Source organism: Labrenzia sp. THAF191a (assembly GCF_009363335.1).
Taxonomy (GTDB): Bacteria; Pseudomonadota; Alphaproteobacteria; order Rhizobiales; family Stappiaceae; genus Roseibium; species Roseibium algicola.
Genome location: NZ_CP045333.1, coordinates 3,288,454 through 3,306,661, shown reverse-complemented (window position 1 = coordinate 3,306,661; position 18,208 = coordinate 3,288,454). Strand labels below are relative to the sequence as shown.

The 18,208-nt window shown below is 58.9% G+C and carries 17 protein-coding genes; 11 read left to right on the top strand and 6 right to left on the bottom strand.

Features of this window, described 5'->3' with window-relative positions; translation table 11 throughout:
- Window positions 1–294: 294 nt before the first annotated feature.
- Window positions 295–1,482, top strand: coding sequence for a GGDEF domain-containing protein (locus FIV05_RS15135; protein WP_152510125.1), 1,188 nt, complete (start codon window positions 295–297; stop codon window positions 1,480–1,482).
- Here FIV05_RS15135 and FIV05_RS15130 read toward each other — a convergent pair.
- The 4 genes from FIV05_RS15130 to FIV05_RS15115 are packed head-to-tail and all read right to left on the bottom strand — an operon-like array spanning window position 1,473 to window position 4,577.
- Window positions 1,473–2,360: a D-alanyl-D-alanine carboxypeptidase family protein gene (locus FIV05_RS15130; protein WP_152510124.1), complete on the bottom strand. Its 888-nt coding sequence runs from the start codon at window positions 2,358–2,360 to the stop codon at window positions 1,473–1,475. The genes FIV05_RS15135 and FIV05_RS15130 overlap by 10 nt on opposite strands.
- Window positions 2,361–2,396: 36 nt before the next feature.
- On the bottom strand, window positions 2,397–3,158 hold the full coding sequence (locus FIV05_RS15125; RefSeq protein WP_023000553.1) for an ABC transporter permease: 762 nt from the start codon (window positions 3,156–3,158) through the stop codon (window positions 2,397–2,399).
- The gene (locus FIV05_RS15120) at window positions 3,155–3,646 is read right to left on the bottom strand and encodes a GNAT family N-acetyltransferase (protein ID WP_152510123.1); all 492 of its coding nucleotides are present in this window, start codon (window positions 3,644–3,646) and stop codon (window positions 3,155–3,157) included. The genes FIV05_RS15125 and FIV05_RS15120 overlap by 4 nt, the downstream gene beginning before the upstream one ends.
- A 7-nt stretch (window positions 3,647–3,653) precedes the next feature.
- Entirely contained in the window at window positions 3,654–4,577 is a 924-nt protein-coding gene (locus tag FIV05_RS15115) for an ABC transporter ATP-binding protein (RefSeq protein ID WP_152510122.1), read from the bottom strand.
- Between the two features lie 245 nt (window positions 4,578–4,822).
- Here FIV05_RS15115 and FIV05_RS15110 point away from each other — a divergent pair, with 245 nt between their 5' ends.
- The 3 genes from FIV05_RS15110 to FIV05_RS15100 all read left to right on the top strand — a co-directional run bounded on the left by FIV05_RS15110 (window position 4,823) and on the right by FIV05_RS15100 (window position 8,095).
- Window positions 4,823–5,725 carry a pirin family protein gene (locus tag FIV05_RS15110; protein WP_152510121.1) on the top strand — a complete coding sequence of 301 codons (903 nt, stop codon included), beginning with the start codon at window positions 4,823–4,825 and terminating at the stop codon, window positions 5,723–5,725.
- Between the two features lie 80 nt (window positions 5,726–5,805).
- Window positions 5,806–6,957: a GNAT family N-acetyltransferase gene (locus tag FIV05_RS15105; protein ID WP_152510120.1), complete on the top strand. Its 1,152-nt coding sequence runs from the start codon at window positions 5,806–5,808 to the stop codon at window positions 6,955–6,957.
- A gap of 226 nt (window positions 6,958–7,183) precedes the next feature.
- Window positions 7,184–8,095: a PhzF family phenazine biosynthesis protein gene (locus tag FIV05_RS15100; protein WP_152510119.1), complete on the top strand. Its 912-nt coding sequence runs from the start codon at window positions 7,184–7,186 to the stop codon at window positions 8,093–8,095.
- Window positions 8,096–8,119: 24 nt separating this feature from the next.
- On the opposite strand, the gene FIV05_RS15095 is transcribed toward FIV05_RS15100, so the two are convergent.
- On the bottom strand, window positions 8,120–8,926 hold the full coding sequence (locus FIV05_RS15095) for an AraC family transcriptional regulator (protein WP_173013857.1): 807 nt from the start codon (window positions 8,924–8,926) through the stop codon (window positions 8,120–8,122).
- Window positions 8,927–9,191: 265 nt separating this feature from the next.
- On the opposite strand from FIV05_RS15095, the gene FIV05_RS15090 reads away from it, so the two are divergent.
- Window positions 9,192–9,956, top strand: a complete 765-nt coding sequence (locus tag FIV05_RS15090) for an SDR family oxidoreductase (protein ID WP_152510117.1) — start codon at window positions 9,192–9,194, stop codon at window positions 9,954–9,956.
- A gap of 57 nt (window positions 9,957–10,013) precedes the next feature.
- On the opposite strand, the gene FIV05_RS15085 is transcribed toward FIV05_RS15090, so the two are convergent.
- Window positions 10,014–10,664, bottom strand: a complete 651-nt coding sequence (locus FIV05_RS15085; RefSeq protein WP_152510116.1) for a glutathione S-transferase family protein — start codon at window positions 10,662–10,664, stop codon at window positions 10,014–10,016.
- A gap of 167 nt (window positions 10,665–10,831) precedes the next feature.
- Here FIV05_RS15085 and FIV05_RS15080 point away from each other — a divergent pair, with 167 nt between their 5' ends.
- The 6 genes from FIV05_RS15080 to FIV05_RS15055 all read left to right on the top strand — a co-directional run bounded on the left by FIV05_RS15080 (window position 10,832) and on the right by FIV05_RS15055 (window position 18,177).
- On the top strand, window positions 10,832–11,167 hold the full coding sequence (locus FIV05_RS15080) for a metalloregulator ArsR/SmtB family transcription factor (RefSeq protein ID WP_023000544.1): 336 nt from the start codon (window positions 10,832–10,834) through the stop codon (window positions 11,165–11,167).
- Window positions 11,164–11,664, top strand: coding sequence for an SRPBCC domain-containing protein (locus tag FIV05_RS15075; RefSeq protein WP_152510115.1), 501 nt, complete (start codon window positions 11,164–11,166; stop codon window positions 11,662–11,664). Before FIV05_RS15080 ends, FIV05_RS15075 begins: the two co-directional genes overlap by 4 nt.
- A gap of 483 nt (window positions 11,665–12,147) precedes the next feature.
- The gene (locus tag FIV05_RS15070) at window positions 12,148–12,651 is read left to right on the top strand and encodes a molybdopterin-dependent oxidoreductase (protein WP_062488176.1); all 504 of its coding nucleotides are present in this window, start codon (window positions 12,148–12,150) and stop codon (window positions 12,649–12,651) included.
- Window positions 12,648–14,969, top strand: a complete 2,322-nt coding sequence (locus FIV05_RS15065; RefSeq protein WP_152510114.1) for an ATP-binding protein — start codon at window positions 12,648–12,650, stop codon at window positions 14,967–14,969. Before FIV05_RS15070 ends, FIV05_RS15065 begins: the two co-directional genes overlap by 4 nt.
- On the top strand, window positions 14,966–16,054 hold the full coding sequence (locus FIV05_RS15060; protein ID WP_152510113.1) for an HD domain-containing phosphohydrolase: 1,089 nt from the start codon (window positions 14,966–14,968) through the stop codon (window positions 16,052–16,054). Before FIV05_RS15065 ends, FIV05_RS15060 begins: the two co-directional genes overlap by 4 nt.
- A 566-nt stretch (window positions 16,055–16,620) precedes the next feature.
- Window positions 16,621–18,177 carry a 2-isopropylmalate synthase gene (locus tag FIV05_RS15055; protein ID WP_152510112.1) on the top strand — a complete coding sequence of 519 codons (1,557 nt, stop codon included), beginning with the start codon at window positions 16,621–16,623 and terminating at the stop codon, window positions 18,175–18,177.
- The last annotated feature ends 31 nt before the right edge of the window (window positions 18,178–18,208 follow it).

Here is an 18,208-nt window from a genome sequence, read left to right as displayed (position 1 = left end):
CGAGACCCCGCTGGCAACAGCGGGGTTTCTTTTTGCCGGTTCCTGCAGGTCGTCAAATAGAAATCCGGATGCGGGCGTTATAAATAAGCAGCCCGCGACCACACCCGCCCTGCCGCCCCAAAGATGCCGCATTGCCTCCGCAAATTTCACAGGTATCGTAAACGGGACCAAAGCGTTGAATTCCCTATTTGATAAAAGTTTTTTTATCGCGGCTAACCGGATTGCAAGACCCTATCCCGTAACGTAATCACTATCCTTTGTGAGATTGAGGAACCGGTTCCGGAGACTGCCTTGATGGATCTATCGACACTCTTTTCGGCAAATGTGCTTCTGCTGTCGATTTTTGCCATCTGCTTCCTGGCCATTTCCCTGCAGACCAGTCCACGCATTCACTGGTTGAGCTGGGCCGCTGCAAATGCCCTGTTGGCGTCGTCTCTGATCTGCTTTGCGCTCAGCAGCATGCTGCCGCCTCTGGTCGCCTATCTGCTCCCCAACACGCTGTTGCTGCTCGGTTTTGGCTGTCACTGGCACGCGGCACGCCTCCTGGCGGATATGCCGAGCAAGCTCAGCAATGTTGTCGCGCCCGCGTTTGCCTACGGCATCGTCGCAGGCTGCGCGTATCTGCTTTCCAACTACGCCCTTGCTTACATGGCCTCCAACGTGGTGTTCACGCTGCTGTCCGTCGCAACCATTACCGTCTACGCCTCAAGGCCGTTCCGGGGTTTGATTTCCAACATAGGCCTCATCCTGGCGTTCTTCTTTCTGGCTGCCGAAGGTGTGCTGCGCACGGTGCACGGACTTGTTTCCGGCGGCCCGCAAGGGCCCGGCATGATCGACGACCTGATTGTCGACATTCACCTGATGTGCGCACTCGTCTTCGTCAGTCTGACCGGCGCTTTCTCCCTTGCGCTGTCCTTCGAGCTGGTGGCGAACCGGAACAGGGAGGCGGCAAGGCGCGATCCCCTGACCGGTGCCTTCAACCGCAGAGAGTTTCAGACACGTCTGGAAAGCCTCCTGCAGGAAACGCAGAAGGACGACTTCGGTCTGGTCCACTTCGACCTCGATCACTTCAAGCAGGTGAACGACAGGTTCGGACATGTTGCAGGCGACGAAGCGCTTGTGAAGGTCTGTTCGGAAGTGAAGGCGCATCTGCGCCAGAACGACTGCTTTGCCCGCCTCGGCGGCGAGGAATTCGCGGTGCTTCTGCCGTCCATCTCGCGCGAGAACGCCTTCCGGGTTGCCGATCGCCTGCGCGAGCGCATTTCCGACCTGCGGTTCGAGTTCGCCCCGCAGGACTTCAACCTGACGGCGTCGGCAGGTGTCTATCACGGCGACGGCAGCCAGCTGCCGTCAGCCGAATTGCTCAAGACAGTCGATGAGAGCCTCTACCTGTCCAAACGGACCGGCCGCAATCGGGTGTCAGTTGTCGAGAAGGTTTCCGGTGCAATACCAGCCGAACCTTTGCGGACAGCTCAGGAATAGGCTTCGATCAGCCGCGTCACTTCCTTGTCCCGCGCAGCCTCGCTCGCCCCGCCCATGACGACGACGATCAGTCGCTTGCCGCCACGGTTGGCAGTCGCTACCAGATTGTAGCCGGACATTCGGATATAGCCCGTCTTCAGACCATCGACACCGGCAACCTTGCCGACCAGGTTGTTAGTGGCCCGGAAGGTGCGGCCGTTGTAGTCAAACGACCTGGCCCGGTAATAGCTGCCGTATTGCGGGAACCGCCGCTTCAGGGCAAGGCCAAGCACCGCCATGTCACGCGCCGACGACACCTGCGCGGGATCGGGCAGGCCCGTGGCATTGACGAAACGGGTACGCGACAGGCCAAGAGCCCGCGCCTGGGACGTCATCTGCCGGGCGAAGGCCGCTTCGCTTCCAGCCAGATTTTCGGCAACGGCAATGGCGACGTCATTGGCCGACTTGACCGCAAGCGCCCTTGCCGCCTGCTCGACCGTGATGGTCGACCCGGCCTTGATGCCGATCTTTGCCGGCGGCTGCGAAGCCGCCTTGGCCGAAACGCTCAAAGGGGTGGAAAGCGTGTAACGCCCTTGCGAAACCGCATCAAAGAGCAGGTAGAGCGTCATCATCTTGCTCAGCGAAGCAGGATACCTCGATGCATCCGCATCGACCGCATAAAGCTCTTCGCCGGTCGACGCATTCAGCACCAGCGCGGAGAACCCGCGCTCGACGGCCGTTTCCGGCGCATAGGCAACGGCAGGAAGAGGCGCTGTCTGAACGGCAGGCGCTGCACTTGTGACAGGCGTCGGGGCTGGCCCCTGCCCCGTCTGACAGGCGGCCAGAAACCCGGCCAGAACGAAGATCGAAGCCTTCTTCAAAAGGACAGACGCACGCATTCCCGCTCTCTTAAACTCGCGTTTCGGCCGGATACCTCAAGCCTTCAGGCGGTATCCGGTCTTGAAAATCCAATGTATGACGGCCAGTGAACCGCCGAGGAAGATCATCGTCGCCAGCAGCGACAGCCAAAGGCTGACGTCCGCCTGACCATAGAAGCTCCAGCGGAACCCGGAAATCAGGTAGACCACCGGGTTGATCAGCGTGATCTTCTGCCAGATATCCGGCAACATGTTGATGGAATAGAAGCTGCCGCCCAGAAAAGCCAGAGGCGTGACAATCAACAGCGGTACAAACTGCAGTTTTTCGAAATTGTCCGCCCAGATGCCGATGATGAAACCGAGCAAGGCGAATGTAACGGCCGTCAGGAGGAAGAACGCGGCCATCCAGACAGGATGCTGGATTTCCAGCGGAACGAAGAAACTCGCCGTGATCAGGATGATCAACCCGACCAGGATCGACTTCGTTGCCGCCGCCCCGACATAGGCAACGGTGATTTCCAGGAACGACACGGGTGCCGACAGCACCTCGAAGATCGTGCCCGTAAACCGCGGAAAATAGATGCCGAACGAGGCGTTGGAGAGGCTCTGCGTCATCAGGGACAGCATGATCAGCCCGGGCACGATGAAGGCGCCGTAGCTGACACCGTCCACCTCGGAGATCCGAGAGCCGATGGCTGCCCCGAAGACAACGAAATAAAGCACCGTGGAAATCACCGGCGAGATGATGCTCTGCATGATCGTGCGGCGGGTGCGGGCCATTTCGGCCAGATAGATGACTTTGATCGCTTCGAAATTCATGTGCCCTGCTGCCCCGAAATCAGAATGAGTTCCATTCGGGGCAACGTGCGCCCCGGGATCGAGCCGGATGGAGACCGGCCAATGGTCTTGAAGCCCATGCGGGCATAGAAAGGTTCTGCAAAAGGATCCGCATCAAGACCGATCCTCACCAGACCAAGGCTCTGCGCTCTTTCGTGAAGCGCATCGAACAGCGCCCGGCCGACGCGGCGTCCCTGCCAGGCAGGGTCGACAAAACAGGTCTCCAGTTCCCCTGTTTCGCCGTCGTCTTCCATGGACAGCCGGATACAGCCGACCGGCTCACCCCGTGCGTCCTGGGCCAGCCAGAAATCGTGCTCCTCGATCCAGCTGTCGCGGACCTTGAGTTCTTCGGCGCACATGGCCATGAAAGCGTCGTCATAGCCGTTCGACTGCTTGGAGCGCATGCACAGGTCCGTCAGTGCCGTGCAGTCGTCCAGTGTCGCCTTGCGAATGGTGAAACCGGTGTCCATCGCCGCCTCATCCCTGACTGACCAGACCGACGAAGATGTCCTCGAGCGACGACTGATCCGTCTGCAGATCGTGAAAACGCACGCCGGACTGGGAGAGATCGGTCAGAAGCGATGTGATGCCAGTCCGGTCAGCCTGGGTATCGTAGGTATAGACCAGGCTGCGGCCGTCATCCTCGAGCTTCAGATCGTAGCGGGCAAGACTGCCGGGAATCTCGATGAGTGGCTCCGTCAAGCTGAGCGACAGCAACTTGCGCCCGAGCTTGCGCATGAGCTCTGCCTTCTCTTCCACGAGGATGATCTCACCATTGTTGATCACCCCGACACGATCGGCCATTTCTTCGGCCTCCTCGATGTAGTGGGTGGTCAGGATGATGGTGACGCCCTTCTGCTTGAGCTCCCCAACGATGCGCCACATGTCGTGCCTTAGTTCCACATCCACACCGGCTGTCGGCTCGTCCAGGAACAGGATCTTCGGCTCGTGCGCCAGCGCCTTGGCGACCAGCAGGCGGCGCTTCATGCCCCCGGACAGGGCCATGATGGGGTTGTTGCGCTTTTCCCAGAGCGTCAGGTCCTTGAGAATGCTCTCGATCCGTGCCGGATCGGGTTTCATGCCGAACAGGCCGCGGCTGAAGGCGACGGTATCACCGACCATTTCGAAAGGCGCCGTCGGCATTTCCTGAGGTACCAGACCGATCATCTGCCGGGCAGCACGGTACTCGCTCAAGGCGTCATGGCCGCACACGTGAATACTGCCGGAGGTCGGCCGCACCAGGCCGCAAATCGTGCTGATCAATGTCGTCTTGCCGGCGCCATTCGGCCCGAGTAACGCAAAAACCTCTCCTTGCTGGATATCCAGAGACACGGATTTGAGAGCCTGGAAGCCACCTTCATAGGTTTTTTCCAGGTCGCGTACGGAAAGTATCGGGGCCATCGTTTCAACCGGTTCGGAATTGGGGATTTGACCAGACGGCCAAACAGGCGTGCACACTTGCATGTGGGCGGACCGTCCGCAAGATGCAACCCTTTGGCCGTAAGCCACCGTCCGGTCGGGCCTTATCCGGATGACGACATCACTGTTTCGTCTTTCGAAACACTGCGTCTGCAGAGCCAAGACTAGGTTTTGCCCTGCGAGCCGCTATCTTTCCCTCAAAGTCAATCCGCATCAGGAACCAAGTCATGTCCATCCGCCCCGTCACCCACATCGGCAACACACAATCAACCATGGAAGGCGCCGGCGTCCGGCTGGAGCGAGCGTTCGGATTTCAGGATCCGGAAATGCTGGATCCTTTCCTGCTGCTGGACGATTTCCGCAACGAACGCCCCGAGGACTATCTGAAGGGCTTTCCCTGGCATCCCCATCGCGGCATCGAAACCATTACCTACGTGCTGGCCGGCACCGTTGAACACGGTGACAGCCTGGGCAACAGCGGCAACCTGGGTGCGGGCGACGTCCAGTGGATGACAGCCGGGCGCGGGATCATGCATCAGGAGATGCCCAAGGGCGACGCCAATGGCCGCATGCACGGTTTCCAGCTCTGGGCGAACCTGCCGTCCTCGCTGAAGATGACCGCACCGCGCTACCAGGATGTCGCGTCGAAAGAGATCCCGGTTGTGACCGATGACGACGGCACTTCCGCACGGATCATCTGTGGCGAGTTCTGGGGCAAGCGCGGCCCGGTCGACGGCATTGCCGCGGATCCGCAATATCTCGACATCCATGTGCCGGCAGGTCACAAGAAACGCTTCAAGGTCGACACCTACAAGCAGACCTTCGCCTACATTTTCGAAGGCTCCGGCACGTTCGAAGGAGCGTCCGACCCGTTCGGGGTTCTGACGGAAAAGGAATTCGGCGGCGAGGAACTGAAGATCCGTGACGAGACCGGCAACCGTTCTCTGGTGATCTTCGGCTCCGGCGACGAGATCGTCGTTCACGCAGGCGAGGAAGGCATCCGTTTCCTTCTGGTCTCCGGTGCACCGATCAAGGAACCCGTGGCCTGGCACGGCCCCATCGTGATGAACACCCGCCAGGAGCTGATCCAGGCGGTAACCGAACTGCAGAACGGCACATTTATCCGGTAGGGCTGAAAAGAACCTGCTGCCTTGTAACTTTCACAAAGTCTGGCTAGGGCTGTCCGGGATACAATCAATCTGGACAGCCCATGCCATTGAAACTCCGCCCGGCCACAGAGGCCGACGCCCCTGCTCTCACCGATATCCTCCATCGCGCCAAGGCCTCCTGGGGCTATCCGGAGGACAAGATGGCAGAGTTTCGCGACTACTGGCGAATTTCCGAGGCCACCATCCAGTCCCTTACGCTCACCGTTGCAGAGCGGGACGGTCAGCCCATAGCCTTTTCCGGGCTCTCTCCCCAAAGCGAAGATACGCTGCTTGTCGATTTCCTGTTTGTTGCCCCTGAAGCCCAGCGTCAGGGCATTGGCGACCTTCTGCTGAAGCGCGCGGAAGATCATGCCCACCGACAGGGATTGAGCCGGCTTTATCTGGAAAGCGACGCCAACGCGGGCCCCTTTTACGAAAAGCGCGGGTTTCGGACGATGGCGACACGACCAAGCGAGATGTCGCCCGGCGGGGAAATCCCCCTGATGGAAAAACCGCTGCCACCTGCGGTCTACCGGGTGGAAGCGCTGAACATCGAGGTTTCGGAAGAACCCTGGGCTTTCGAAACGAAGCATGCAGACGCCATCGATGCGTATTTCGAGGAAGCCAGGAAGCGCATTCCCATACTTTGGAATGGCCGAACCATGAAGTTGACCGGGTTCGAGTTCAAGGACGGCACCTTTAACGGCACCTGCGCGGAATGTTCCTTTGCCGCTTTCCTGGCGTGGCGCGACTGGGGTGCGCCCGACGCAAGCTCTTTCAATCTCTTCGGCTCCGCCATCCTGAGGTCTGCCGAGGGCGCATTGCTCTATGGTGTCATGTCCCGAAAGACCGCCACGGCGGGCATGATCTACCCTCCCGGAGGCAATCTCGACCCGACCGACCTGACCGAAGATGGCAAGGTCGACGTTGTCGGGGCGATCTACCGGGAACTTGAAGAGGAAACAGGCCTCAAACGAGACGAAGTCCAGCCTGCCGAGCTGCTGGTGACATTCGACGGCTGGCGGATTTCCATCGGCCAGGTGATGGATGTCCCCCGCCCTGCGGAAGAGTTGCGCACGGAGATCCTGCGTTTTTCAGAGGCGTCGGAAGAACAGGAGCTTGCCGATATGCGCATCATTCGCACGCGCGCGGACCTTGAGGACAGTGCCATCGTGCCTTACGCCCGTTCGCTCGGCAAATATCTGCTGCCATGAAGAGCACTCGGCGAGACGGCCGGGAACGGCAATATTTTGTTCACCAAGAATGCGCACTAAGCACTGGCAGGACTTGCCTGAAAATGCAAAAGTCCGCTCACCTTTGAAGCCGGCACGTGGTTTGCACGGGCCGTCCGATGCGGACAGGTTGGTTGTTTTACAACGTTTGAGCCCCTCGCCTGACTTCGTTTGAAGGCCGGCAGGCGGCGACAGGGAGAAGAGAAGTATGAGCCGCCGCTACGCGATCCTGGATGTCTTCACGAACACGAGCCTTGCCGGGAACCCCCTGGCGGTGGTTCTGGACTCCGAGGGGCTGAGCGACGAGCAGATGCAGAAGATCGCCGGTGAGTTCAATCTTTCCGAAACGGTCTTTGTCTTCCCGCCGGAAAAGCCCGGGCATTCTGCCACCATACGGATCTTCACTCCCAAGATGGAATTGCCGTTCGCCGGACACCCGACCGTCGGTACGGCCATCCTTCTGGCAACGGAACGCTTCGGCGACATTTCGGGCGAGCAGGATGCCGTTGTTGTTCTGAAGCAGCAGATCGGCACCGTGCGCTGCGCGGTCATCCTGCGCGAGCACGCTGCCGCCTTTGCCGAGTTCGACGTTCCCAGCCTGCCGGAACCCGCCGGACCGACCCATAACGTCGAGCTAATCGCCGCCGCGCTCAACCTGGAGCCGAGTGACATCGGGTTCGAGAACCATGGCCCCTCCCGCTTCCGCGTGGGCCCTCCGTTCACCTTCGTGCCGGTGCGCGATCTGGATGCCTTGGCGCGCGCCAAACCGGTACCGGCCATGTGGAACGCGGGCTTCGGCAAGAACGGCAATACGGACGCTTATGTCTATTGCCGCGAAACCCGCTCCCATGACAGCGCTTTCCACGCCCGCCTGTTTGCGCCCGACATGGGCATTCCCGAAGATCCCGCGACAGGTTCTGCCGCAGCGGCTTTTGCAGGTGTGGTCGACTATTACGACGACCTTCCCAACGGCACGCACCATATCCGCATCGAACAGGGTTTCGAGATGGGACGGCCATCCCTGATCGACCTGGAAATCGACATCGAGGGCGGCAAGATGCATGCGGTCAGGATCGGCGGTCAGGCGACGCTTGTCGCTCGGGGCGAACTGTTCCTCTAATCAAATCAGAAGCTGCCCGGACGGTCAGAAGGCTGCCTGGGCAGGTTCGTTCGCCTTGTCGGCGCGTGGCGGCAGACCGAAATGCCGGGCGTACTCTCGGCTGAACTGGGTCGCGCTTTCGTAACCCACCTGGAACGCCGCGCGCGAGACGGACAGTTTTTCCGCCTGCAGCAGCCGGCGCGCCTCCATCAGCCGCAACTGCTTTTGAAACTGCAGCGGACTGGTGCCGGTAATATCCTTGAAGTGCGCATGGAAGGCAGACACGCTCATGCCTGCCTCACCGGCAAGATCGTCCACCCGCAAAGACGCCGCAATGTCCCGGCGAATACCGGCAATGACCTTGGCGATGCGGGCCGCGTGACTGTCCTGCTCTGAAATCTGACGCAGGATCGCGCCATGTTCTGCCGTCAGCAGCCAGTAATGGATCTCTCGCTGGATCAACGGCAGCAACACCTTGCCGGCCTCTGGCATCTCCGCAAGTTCGAACAGGCGCCGCATCGCATCGACGATTGCCGCGTCTGCCCTGCCGCTTGCCACGGCGCGTGCAGCAATAGATGTTTTACCCGGCCGGTCCAGCTCCGAAGCAAGTTCGCGGATCAGAGCCATGTCCAGTGGAATGGCGAGCGCAACATACGGCTCGGCCTGGCTCGCACGCACGACCCGTGCCTGCGCGGGCAGATCCAGCCCGACAATCAGTGACTGCATGGCACCGAACCGGACGGTATTCGATCCGAGGTATGTCTGTTTTTCCCCCTGGAGAACCAGGCAGAAAATCGGTTGGTAGACGATCGGATAAATCAGGGTTGGTCGGCGTTGACGCACCAGCGTCATGCCTCCTGCACCAACAGGAAAAGGATCGCCTCCAGCGCCATGATCATCAGCAAATGCAACAACTTTTCGGATAAGCTCGTCTGCCTGCATGGTTCCCTCCGTCAAGAATCCAGCGATACGCCCGCCGGTTGGTGATGGCAAGTATGCAGGTTGCCTGATTTGTAGGATCAGGCAAGTCTTCTGGAGAAACCGGCACACAACACATCTCGCTACGGACTATCTCATGGTCATCGACATCACGCCCCACAACACTGGAGCCAATAACATGACCACCTCCCCCAAGATCGCCCTCATCACCGGCGGCAGCCGCGGCCTTGGCCGCAACACTGTTCTTCATCTTGCCAAGAACGATATCGACACGGTCCTGACATACAGGACCAGCAAGGAAGAAGCCGAACAGGTCGTTGCCGAAGTGGAAGCGCTGGGGGCCAGGGCTGTTGCCCTGCAGCTCGATACTGCCGACACATCCGGCTTCCCCGCATTCACGGACGCATTGAAAACCGTGCTACAGCAGACCTGGCAGCGTGACAGTTTCGATTTCCTGGTCAACAACGCCGGTACGGGCATTCACAAGCCCTTCGCCGAGACGACTGAGACCGATTTCGACCAGTTGATGAATGTTCACGTGAAGGGAGTCTTTTTCCTGACCCAGCAGTTGCTGCCGCTGATCGCAGATGGCGGCCGCATTCTGAACGTATCGTCCGGCCTTGCCCGGTTCTCCCTGCCCGGCTATTCCGCCTACGCGACCATGAAAGGCGCGATCGAAGTTCTGACCCGCTATCTGGCCAAGGAACTGGGACCTCGTCACATCGCCGTCAACACGCTGGCGCCTGGTGCCATCGAAACGGATTTCGGTGGTGGTGCCGTGCGTGACAATCCGGAACTCAACAAGGTGGTCGCCGCCATGACAGCCATGGGCCGTGCCGGCCTTCCGGATGACATTGGCGGAGCCATCACCGCGCTTTTGAGCGGCAATACCGGCTGGATGACCGGCCAGCGCATTGAAGTCTCGGGCGGTCAGAACCTCTGACACCCCAAGTCAGCAGTGTGCCGCGGCGGCCGGATCCCGGCCGCCGCTTGCATTGGCCTATTCGGCAGCTTCCATCAGGCGTGCAGGTGCCGTCATCGCCCAGCTCGGCACTGCTTCCAGCCGCTGATACCAGGCAATGATGTTGGCATGGCCTTCCAACGGCATACGCGACTGCGGGTTCAACGCCAACGCCGACAAGGCACCGACCGAAAAATCGGTTACGGTCACCCTGTCCCCAAGCATGTAGGCCTGCCCCTCCAGGTGGGTGTCGAGAACTGCAGCGAAGCGATGGAAGTTTTCGCTTGCCGCTTCAATCCTGGCTTCGTCCGGTTCCCCCAGACCGAAAAGCGGCTTGACCATCGTTTCCCAGGCAATGTCCCTTGCGGCCTGGTTGTAATGCTGCACCTCCCAGGACATCCAGCGCAGGATCTCAAAGCGCGATTTGGCATCCGTCGGGCAAAACGCTTCGGCTCCTGCCCGGTCACTCAGGTAGATCATGGTCGGGTTGGCTTCCCACAGGTTCATGTCACCCACCACGAGCGTCGGAACCTTCAAATTGGGATTGGCGGCCTTCAGGTCATCCCGGTGATGCTCACCCGCCATCATGTTCAACCTGTGAACCTCGACCTCATCGAACAGTCCGAGATGATGCAGCACCGCCTCGACACGGCGGCAATTGGGCGAAATGTCTGCTGTGAACAGTTTCATGTCCGTCTCTCCACTTTCTTAAGTCCGGTCCTCAGCTCCAGGTTCGGCCGGAAACCTGTGCTGCGCGACCATGGGAAAATTGAGCCGGTGTCGCGCGCCACCCATTTACTCAACCATTTAGTTGACTATAATGAAGTCAGGTGATAGTCAACCAAAAGGTTCACTTTATGAATGCAGCTGAAATGCCTCAACTCGATGCCACCTTCGCCGCCCTCAGCGACGGCACGCGCCGTGCGATCGTAGCCAGGCTTGCCGACGGCGAGACATCGCTTTCGGACCTCGCCGAACCGTTCGATATGTCGTTGACAGCGGTTTCCAAACACCTGCGGGTGCTCTCGGATGCCGGGCTGGTGGATATCGAAAAACGCGGACGTACCCGCCATTGCCGGCTGCGCGGTGCACCAATCAAGGAAGCCGTGGACTGGCTGAGCAAATATGAAGCGTTCTGGATCGACCGTTTCGATGCTCTTGCCCGTCACCTCGCCAAGGATAGCGAAAAATGACCATACAACAGCAGCCCCAAGCGTTCCTGAAATCCAATCCCGGCCAGGAGCCGGTGCTCGTGGAAGGCCTGTTCCGGGCCGACCCGGGGCGGGTCTTCCGCGCCTTTACCGAACCCGATGAGGTACGATGCTGGTTCGTACCCAAGTCCGGTGCGCTGGTTTCGGCGGAGATCGATCTTCAGGTTGGTGGGCGCTGGTGTTTCGTCATCGAGAAAACCCCAGAAAAGCAGATCCACTTTGAAGGCGAATACCTGGCCATCGAAGCGCCGAACCGTCTTGAATTTTCCTGGCGCCATGTTCAGGAACATGCCGACGGCACACGGGAAGCGACAGACACTTCAAGGGTATCCGTTACCTTTACCGAAGTCGGCAAGGCGACGGAGGTCAAGTTACGTCACGAGGCCATCAAGACCGAAGATGCCCGCCGCGGTGTCGGCGGCGGCTGGAACGGCTGCTTTGCCCGACTGGCTGATCTCGTCGCCCCCAGGAACGGATAAGAAGCAGGACACCAACGCTAGCCCCGGCGCCGGCCCTCGCCGGCTGCCGGCCTCTCCGGCGCACATGGGCGGCTGTTTGCCCAACGGCAGCGTTTCGGCGCAATCCTGTTGAAGCGCCGCCCGGATCGTCGCTTCTTGAACACCATTTCCGCGCATCCGAATGAGGCCTAGCCGCTTAAACGCGCATTGCCATTGGATAGTAAAAAATCACAATACTTTACGTGCTTTCAGCGAGCCATCATGGCGTCATTTCCTCGTGCTCGAATTAAATAAATTCATCACATCGAAACCTTTTAAAACATTGATTTAAAACACATAAATGACAAAGATATTTACTTTATTTGATGAAATTAACCAGATGTTTGCCCATTTAATTTGCATTTGATTAAAGGCTCCCGGTGTATCCAAGTTCCGCAGAGGAACTAATGAAAACAAGTTTACTGTCAAAAATTACAGTAACGCACAAGTAAACAGGGAAACGCCATGAAAACCTTACTGAGCCTCCTGGCTGGGGCGCTGATGATCAGCTCTGCCGTTCAGGCTGCCAACCTTCCTGCTCCAACAGGTGATGTCGTCCTCGTTGTGACCGGAAACATCAAGAACACCAACAAAGGTGACAGCGCCGAATTTGACATGGAGATGCTGGAAGGCCTTACAGAAATCTCCAAGACGCTCGAGACTCCCTGGACTGAAGGCACCACCGCCTTTTCCGGCCCTCAGCTGCGCGCAGTGCTGGAGGAAGTTGGCGCACGCGGTTCCAAACTGATCGTCAAGGCTCTCAACGACTACAGTGCAGAAGTGCCGGTAGAAGATGCCGAGAACTTCGACACCATGCTGGCGACCAAAATGAACGGTGACTACATGTCCGTTCGCGACAAGGGCCCCCTGTTCCTGATCTACCCTTTCGACACGAACCCGGAACTCTTCAACGAGAAATACTTTTCCCGTTCGGTCTGGCAAATCCGCGAAGTTGAAGTAGTCGAGTGAAAAATCAGCTCGAAATAGGCGGTAAGGCCGTTGAACAGGCTGCAAGGGCGACGAAATCCGTTCTCGTCGTCCAGATCTTTCTTGTCTGTACGGTCCTTGCCATCTTTTCAATGCTGGTCAAACGCGAAGGCCAGTTGCATGACGCAATCCGTGAAGACGCAATCTGGGCTGTCTATCAGCTCGACCGCGAAACACGTGCCGTCTACGAGCTGGTACAACACGTCGAATATCGTATCGGCGAGGCCGGTATCGAAGCGGCGCAGGAAGCCGTAGCACCGCGAGATCTCGTAACGCGTTATGACATCCTCTATTCGCGTCTCTCGGTCCTCGCCAACTCCAAATACAACGTCTTCTTCGAGCAAAGTCCGAACTTCAGATCCAGGATCACGACCATTCAGACCAAGATCCTGGCCATCGAACCTGTCTTCAATGAAATCGCAGCGAAAAAGAACTACTCCGACATCGACTTTGCGCCTGTCGAAGAAACGCTCGAAAAAATTCGTAGCGCCACGAACGAATTTCTTGTCCGCACGAACGCGACGATTTCAGAAGCACGCGCCGAAGCCCGCAACGACGTCTTCCATGTGCAGATGCTGGCCTTCCTCTTCATGTTCGCGATCGTTGTGGCTGCTCTTTTCCTGGCCTTGCACATGCTTCTGCAGGTCCGCATCGTGAAGCAGACCCGCGAAGGCATGAACAAGGCCGCAGAGGAATTCGAGAAAGCCTATGAAGCAGCAGAAGCCGGCAACAAGGCCAAGTCGGAGTTTCTGGCCACGATCGGACACGAAATCCGCACCCCGCTGAACGGCATTCTCGGCATGGCCGAACTTCTGGCACAAAAGCAGCTTCCGGAAGAAGAAACCGGCTACGTCCGCACCATCACGAGTTCCGGCAATACGCTGCTGGAGATGATCAACGAGATCCTCGACTTTGCGAAGATCGAATACGGATCCCTTGAGACCGAACAGATTGTCTTCCGGCTCGACGAACTGGTGCGAGAGGCGGCAGCTGTCGTGGAAGGCAAGGCGCTCGAGCAGAATGACGAGCTCAAACTTCATATCGACCCGACGCTGGAAAAAGCTTTCATCAAGAGCGATCCCACCCGGCTGAAGCGCGTCCTGCTCAACCTGCTATCCAATGCCGTGAAATTCACCGAAAACGGCTCAATCCACGTCGATGTGGTTGCCGGAAAAGTTGTCGCCGAGACCCTGGAACTGAAGATCAGTGTCAAGGATTCCGGTATCGGCATTGCCGAAGAGGCACAAAAGCAGCTCTTTACCGCATTCCACCAGGTCGATTCCTCGATCAGCCGACGCTTTGGCGGCACAGGCCTCGGCCTTGCCATCTGTAAACAGATCGTCGAGGCGATGGGTGGATCGATAGGTGTGTTCAGTGTTCCTGGTGAAGGCGCGACCTTCAGCTTCACCTTGCCGGTTCAACTGGCACACGCCCCTGCTGCGAATCTCACCGGTTTGGAGAGTGGTTCGACCCCAACTGCATTGATCCCCCGTCTGCGTGTCCTGCTCGTGGAGGACAACGTCATAAACCAGCGTGTTGCAACGAAGTTGCTGGAGAGACTGGGTCAGGAAGTCATCGTTGCCAGCGACGGCAGGGAGGCGATCAAACATGTGCAGGACGCCACTTTCGATCTCGTGCTGATGGACGTGCAGATGCCTGATCTCGACGGGATCGCGGCAACACGGCTGATACGGAACATCGGCGCTCCATTCGACAAGCTGCCCATCATCGCAATGACGGCAAATGCTTCCGACCGGCACCGCCAGGACTGCCTGGACGCGGGCATGAATGCCTTCGAGTCCAAGCCCGTCACCTTCCAGAGGCTTGCGACTATCCTGCGTGAACACGGTCCTTCGGACAATTCAGCAGAAGGCACCACCGACCTGCCGACATCCCCAGGTTCTCCGGAACCGACGGAACCAATGCATGCGGCTCAATCCGACGTCGCGACACCAAACGCCAATGTGGTTCGCCTTGCCGGAGAAGAAAAAGGGGATGCCCGGCGAGCTGAACTGCGCGAGGAACTTGGCGACGAGATCTTCCATTCTCTGGTGAATGCCTTCTTTGAAAATGCCGACACTCTCGTTGTGCAAGTCACCGAGGCAGCAAGCTCGGGTGATGCGGAAAGCTACGACCGGCTGCTGCACACACTGAAAGGTGCGGCGGACAATCTCGGATTTACGACCCTTTCAATAACTGCGGACGCACTTCGCACCAGCATCGAAACCTCCAACCAGGAGACACTCCTGACGGTGGAGCTGGAAAAAGCAAAAAACAGATACCGGAAGATTGCGATATGACCGACACACCGCTAGCCGACACCGAATTCCGCATCCTTCTGGTCGAAGACGATCCCACCAACCGCATGATCATGGAACGGCTTGTGGAGCGCATCCCCGGATGCCACGCAGTCAGCTTTGCCCATCCCATCGACCTGATCGCGGCGCTCGACAAGGTCGAATTCGATGTGGCGATCGTCGACTATCAATTGCCGGGCCTCAACGGCATCGAGCTCATCAAGGAAATTCATCAGCACCCCGCGCACACCGACAAGCCGATGGTGATCGTCACGGCAGACAAGGACCGGGACACGCGCATCGAGGCACTGACGTCCGGTGCCGTCGATTTTCTGAACAAGCCGCTGGAGATCGTGGAGTTCAAGGCCCGCGTCCGGAACCTCACCAAACTGGCCGAGGCGCAGCGCAAGCTGTCGATGCGGGCGGAATGGCTGAAAGAGGAAGTCGACAGGGCAACGACCGAACTGAGGAAACGGGGCGAGGAAATCGTTCACCGGCTGATCCTTGCTTCCGAATACAAGGACCTCGACACGGCCATGCATACCCTTCGCATGGCGAACTTCTGCGAGTTGATTGCCGAAGAACTCGGCATGAGCATGGAGTTTCGGCGAGACCTCAAGATGGCCGCACCGATGCACGACATCGGCAAGGTTGGCATTCCGGACAGCATCATGCTGAAACGCGGCCCCCTCACCCCGGAAGAACGCGAGGAAATCAACCGGCACACCGAAATCGGCGCCGGCATCCTCAAGGGCTCCAGCTGCCGGCTGCTGCAGGTCGCGACCCAGATTGCCGCGACACACCACGAACGCTGGGACGGCAGCGGTTACCCCAATGGCCTGCGTGGAGAAGAAATTCCACTTGTCGGCCGGATAGCGGCCGTTGCCGACGTCTTCGACGCGCTGACGACGGAGCGCCCCTACAAGTCCGCTTGGACCAACGAACGGGCCTTCAGCTTTCTGGAAGAAAAATCAGGCAGCGACTTCGACCCGGAGTGCATTGCCGCCTTTCTGAGCAAGAAGAAGGAAGTGGAAGAGATCCAGGCGAGGTTTGCCGACGAGCCCATTCCCCTGGCCAAAAACGGCTGAGGCGATCAGACCGCAAGACGCCCACCAGAAACGCCGGCAATCGCCCTGGCTTCGTTGTGATCAACGCCGCGGGAGAAGACCGGCTTTGGGCAGGATGCCTTTGCCTCCTGCCTTTGCAGCGGCTCAGATCTCGTCTGCGCCAGCTATCGCTATTGCTTGAAACTCCGGGCCAAGGGGTTTCCAAATGTGCAAGCTTCGGAAAAGCTGGTTGCATCATGGTTCATCCTGACTTATGAACAGTCCCCATTAACCGTCAGGTCACGCTTTTGCGCCACGCTTGGCGGACCAGTTGAAAAGACGACCAAAGGCCAAGACAGACCCATGATCGCGGTTCGCGACATTTCTGGATCTTCTCGCAACGCGCTGGCTCAGCGCGGCGGCCTCATTCTACTTGGCGATCTCCTCCTTCTTAGATGCCCCTGAGCGTCGGCTGCTTCGCTTGTCTTTAGGCGGAACGGGCACTTAGGGGAGAGTTTTCAAAAAACCGCATCACGACCATCGGATCGCGCCACGCCTTTCCTTACCCGAGCGACTTAAGGCCCGATCCAAGCCAGGGACGAAACGACATGACTGCCACTTCCGAGAAGGACCAGGTCCGGATCTTCGACACCACATTGCGCGACGGCGAACAGTCGCCCGGCGCCTCCATGACGTTGGAAGAAAAGCTGCAGATCGCGGAAATTCTCGACGACATGGGTGTCGACATCATCGAAGCCGGTTTCCCGATTGCCTCGAACGGCGACTTTGAAGCCGTCAGCGAAATTGCCAAGCGCTCGAAAAACTCCGTCATTGCCGGTCTGGCCCGCGCCATCCACGCTGATATCGACCGCTGCGGCGAAGCCGTGAAACACGCCGGCAAGGGCCGCATCCACACCTTCGTTTCCACTTCGCCGATCCATCTGAAGTTCCAGATGAACAAGACCGAAGAACAGGTGCTGGAAATCATCACCGACACGGTGACACGGTCGCGCAACCTGATCGACGATGTCGAATGGTCCGCAATGGACGCAACGCGCACGCCGATCGAATACCTGTGCCGCTGCGTGGAAGCCGCCATCAAGTGCGGTGCCACCACCATCAACCTGCCGGATACGGTCGGCTACGCCACCCCGGACGAATACAAGTCCATGTTCGAGCAGATCCGTGAGCGCGTGCCGAATGCCGACCAGGCGATCTTCTCGGTCCACTGCCACAACGACCTGGGCCTGGCGGTTGCCAACTCGCTGGCCGGTGTCGCCGGCGGTGCCCGCCAGATCGAATGCACCATCAACGGCCTGGGCGAACGCGCCGGCAATGCTGCCCTGGAAGAGATCGTCATGGCGATCCGCACCCGCAGCGACGTCCTGCCCTACATGACCCAGATCGACCCGAAATTCATGGTTCGCGCTTCCAAGATGGTGGCGGGCGCTTCCGGGTTCGCAGTTCAGTACAACAAGGCCATCGTCGGCAAGAACGCCTTTGCCCACGAGAGCGGCATCCACCAGGACGGCATGCTGAAAAACGCCGAAACCTACGAAATCATGCGCCCGGAAGATGTTGGCGTGAAATCCACCTCGCTGGTCATGGGCAAGCATTCCGGCCGCCACGCCTTCCGCGACAAGCTGAAAGAACTGGGCTTCGAACTGGGCGACAATGCCCTGCAGGATGCCTTCCGCCGTTTCAAGGACCTCGCCGACCGCAAGAAACACGTTTACGACGAGGATATCGAAGCCCTGGTCGAGGACGAAATCAGCATCCTGGGCGAAAGCACCAAGGTGATTGCGCTGACGGTAATTGCCGGTACGGGTGGCCCGCAGAAGGCGATCCTGACCATGGACGTCAACGGCCAACACGTTACCAAGGAAGCTACGGGCGACGGTCCTGTCGACGCCACGTTCAACGCCATCAAGGCAATCGTGCCGCATGAAGCCAAGCTGTCGCTGTACCAGGTGCATGCAGTGACCGAGGGCACCGACGCACAGGCCGAAGTGTCCGTGCGCCTGGAGGCTGGCGGCCGCATTGCCACGGGCAAGGGAGCGGACACCGACACGCTGGTCGCTTCCGCCCGTGCCTATGTTTCGGCCATGAACAAGCTGGCCCTGCGCCAGCAGACCGGCAACCCGGGCGCGCTTGCTGCCGTCTAACGCCGGAACCACCAAAAGCTCCGGATCAAGG

What these genes read in the sequence shown, in the direction of transcription:
- FIV05_RS15135 (WP_152510125.1), top strand. Translation starts at nt 295, where the DNA reads ATGGATCTATCGACACTCTTTTCGGCAAATGTGCTTCTGCTGTCGATT.
- FIV05_RS15130 (WP_152510124.1), bottom strand. Translation starts at nt 2,360, where the DNA reads ATGCGTGCGTCTGTCCTTTTGAAGAAGGCTTCGATCTTCGTTCTGGCC.
- FIV05_RS15125 (WP_023000553.1), bottom strand. Translation starts at nt 3,158, where the DNA reads ATGAATTTCGAAGCGATCAAAGTCATCTATCTGGCCGAAATGGCCCGC.
- FIV05_RS15120 (WP_152510123.1), bottom strand. Translation starts at nt 3,646, where the DNA reads ATGGACACCGGTTTCACCATTCGCAAGGCGACACTGGACGACTGCACG.
- FIV05_RS15115 (WP_152510122.1), bottom strand. Translation starts at nt 4,577, where the DNA reads ATGGCCCCGATACTTTCCGTACGCGACCTGGAAAAAACCTATGAAGGT.
- FIV05_RS15110 (WP_152510121.1), top strand. Translation starts at nt 4,823, where the DNA reads ATGTCCATCCGCCCCGTCACCCACATCGGCAACACACAATCAACCATG.
- FIV05_RS15105 (WP_152510120.1), top strand. Translation starts at nt 5,806, where the DNA reads ATGCCATTGAAACTCCGCCCGGCCACAGAGGCCGACGCCCCTGCTCTC.
- FIV05_RS15100 (WP_152510119.1), top strand. Translation starts at nt 7,184, where the DNA reads ATGAGCCGCCGCTACGCGATCCTGGATGTCTTCACGAACACGAGCCTT.
- FIV05_RS15095 (WP_173013857.1), bottom strand. Translation starts at nt 8,926, where the DNA reads ATGACGCTGGTGCGTCAACGCCGACCAACCCTGATTTATCCGATCGTC.
- FIV05_RS15090 (WP_152510117.1), top strand. Translation starts at nt 9,192, where the DNA reads ATGACCACCTCCCCCAAGATCGCCCTCATCACCGGCGGCAGCCGCGGC.
- FIV05_RS15085 (WP_152510116.1), bottom strand. Translation starts at nt 10,664, where the DNA reads ATGAAACTGTTCACAGCAGACATTTCGCCCAATTGCCGCCGTGTCGAG.
- FIV05_RS15080 (WP_023000544.1), top strand. Translation starts at nt 10,832, where the DNA reads ATGAATGCAGCTGAAATGCCTCAACTCGATGCCACCTTCGCCGCCCTC.
- FIV05_RS15075 (WP_152510115.1), top strand. Translation starts at nt 11,164, where the DNA reads ATGACCATACAACAGCAGCCCCAAGCGTTCCTGAAATCCAATCCCGGC.
- FIV05_RS15070 (WP_062488176.1), top strand. Translation starts at nt 12,148, where the DNA reads ATGAAAACCTTACTGAGCCTCCTGGCTGGGGCGCTGATGATCAGCTCT.
- FIV05_RS15060 (WP_152510113.1), top strand. Translation starts at nt 14,966, where the DNA reads ATGACCGACACACCGCTAGCCGACACCGAATTCCGCATCCTTCTGGTC.
- FIV05_RS15055 (WP_152510112.1), top strand. Translation starts at nt 16,621, where the DNA reads ATGACTGCCACTTCCGAGAAGGACCAGGTCCGGATCTTCGACACCACA.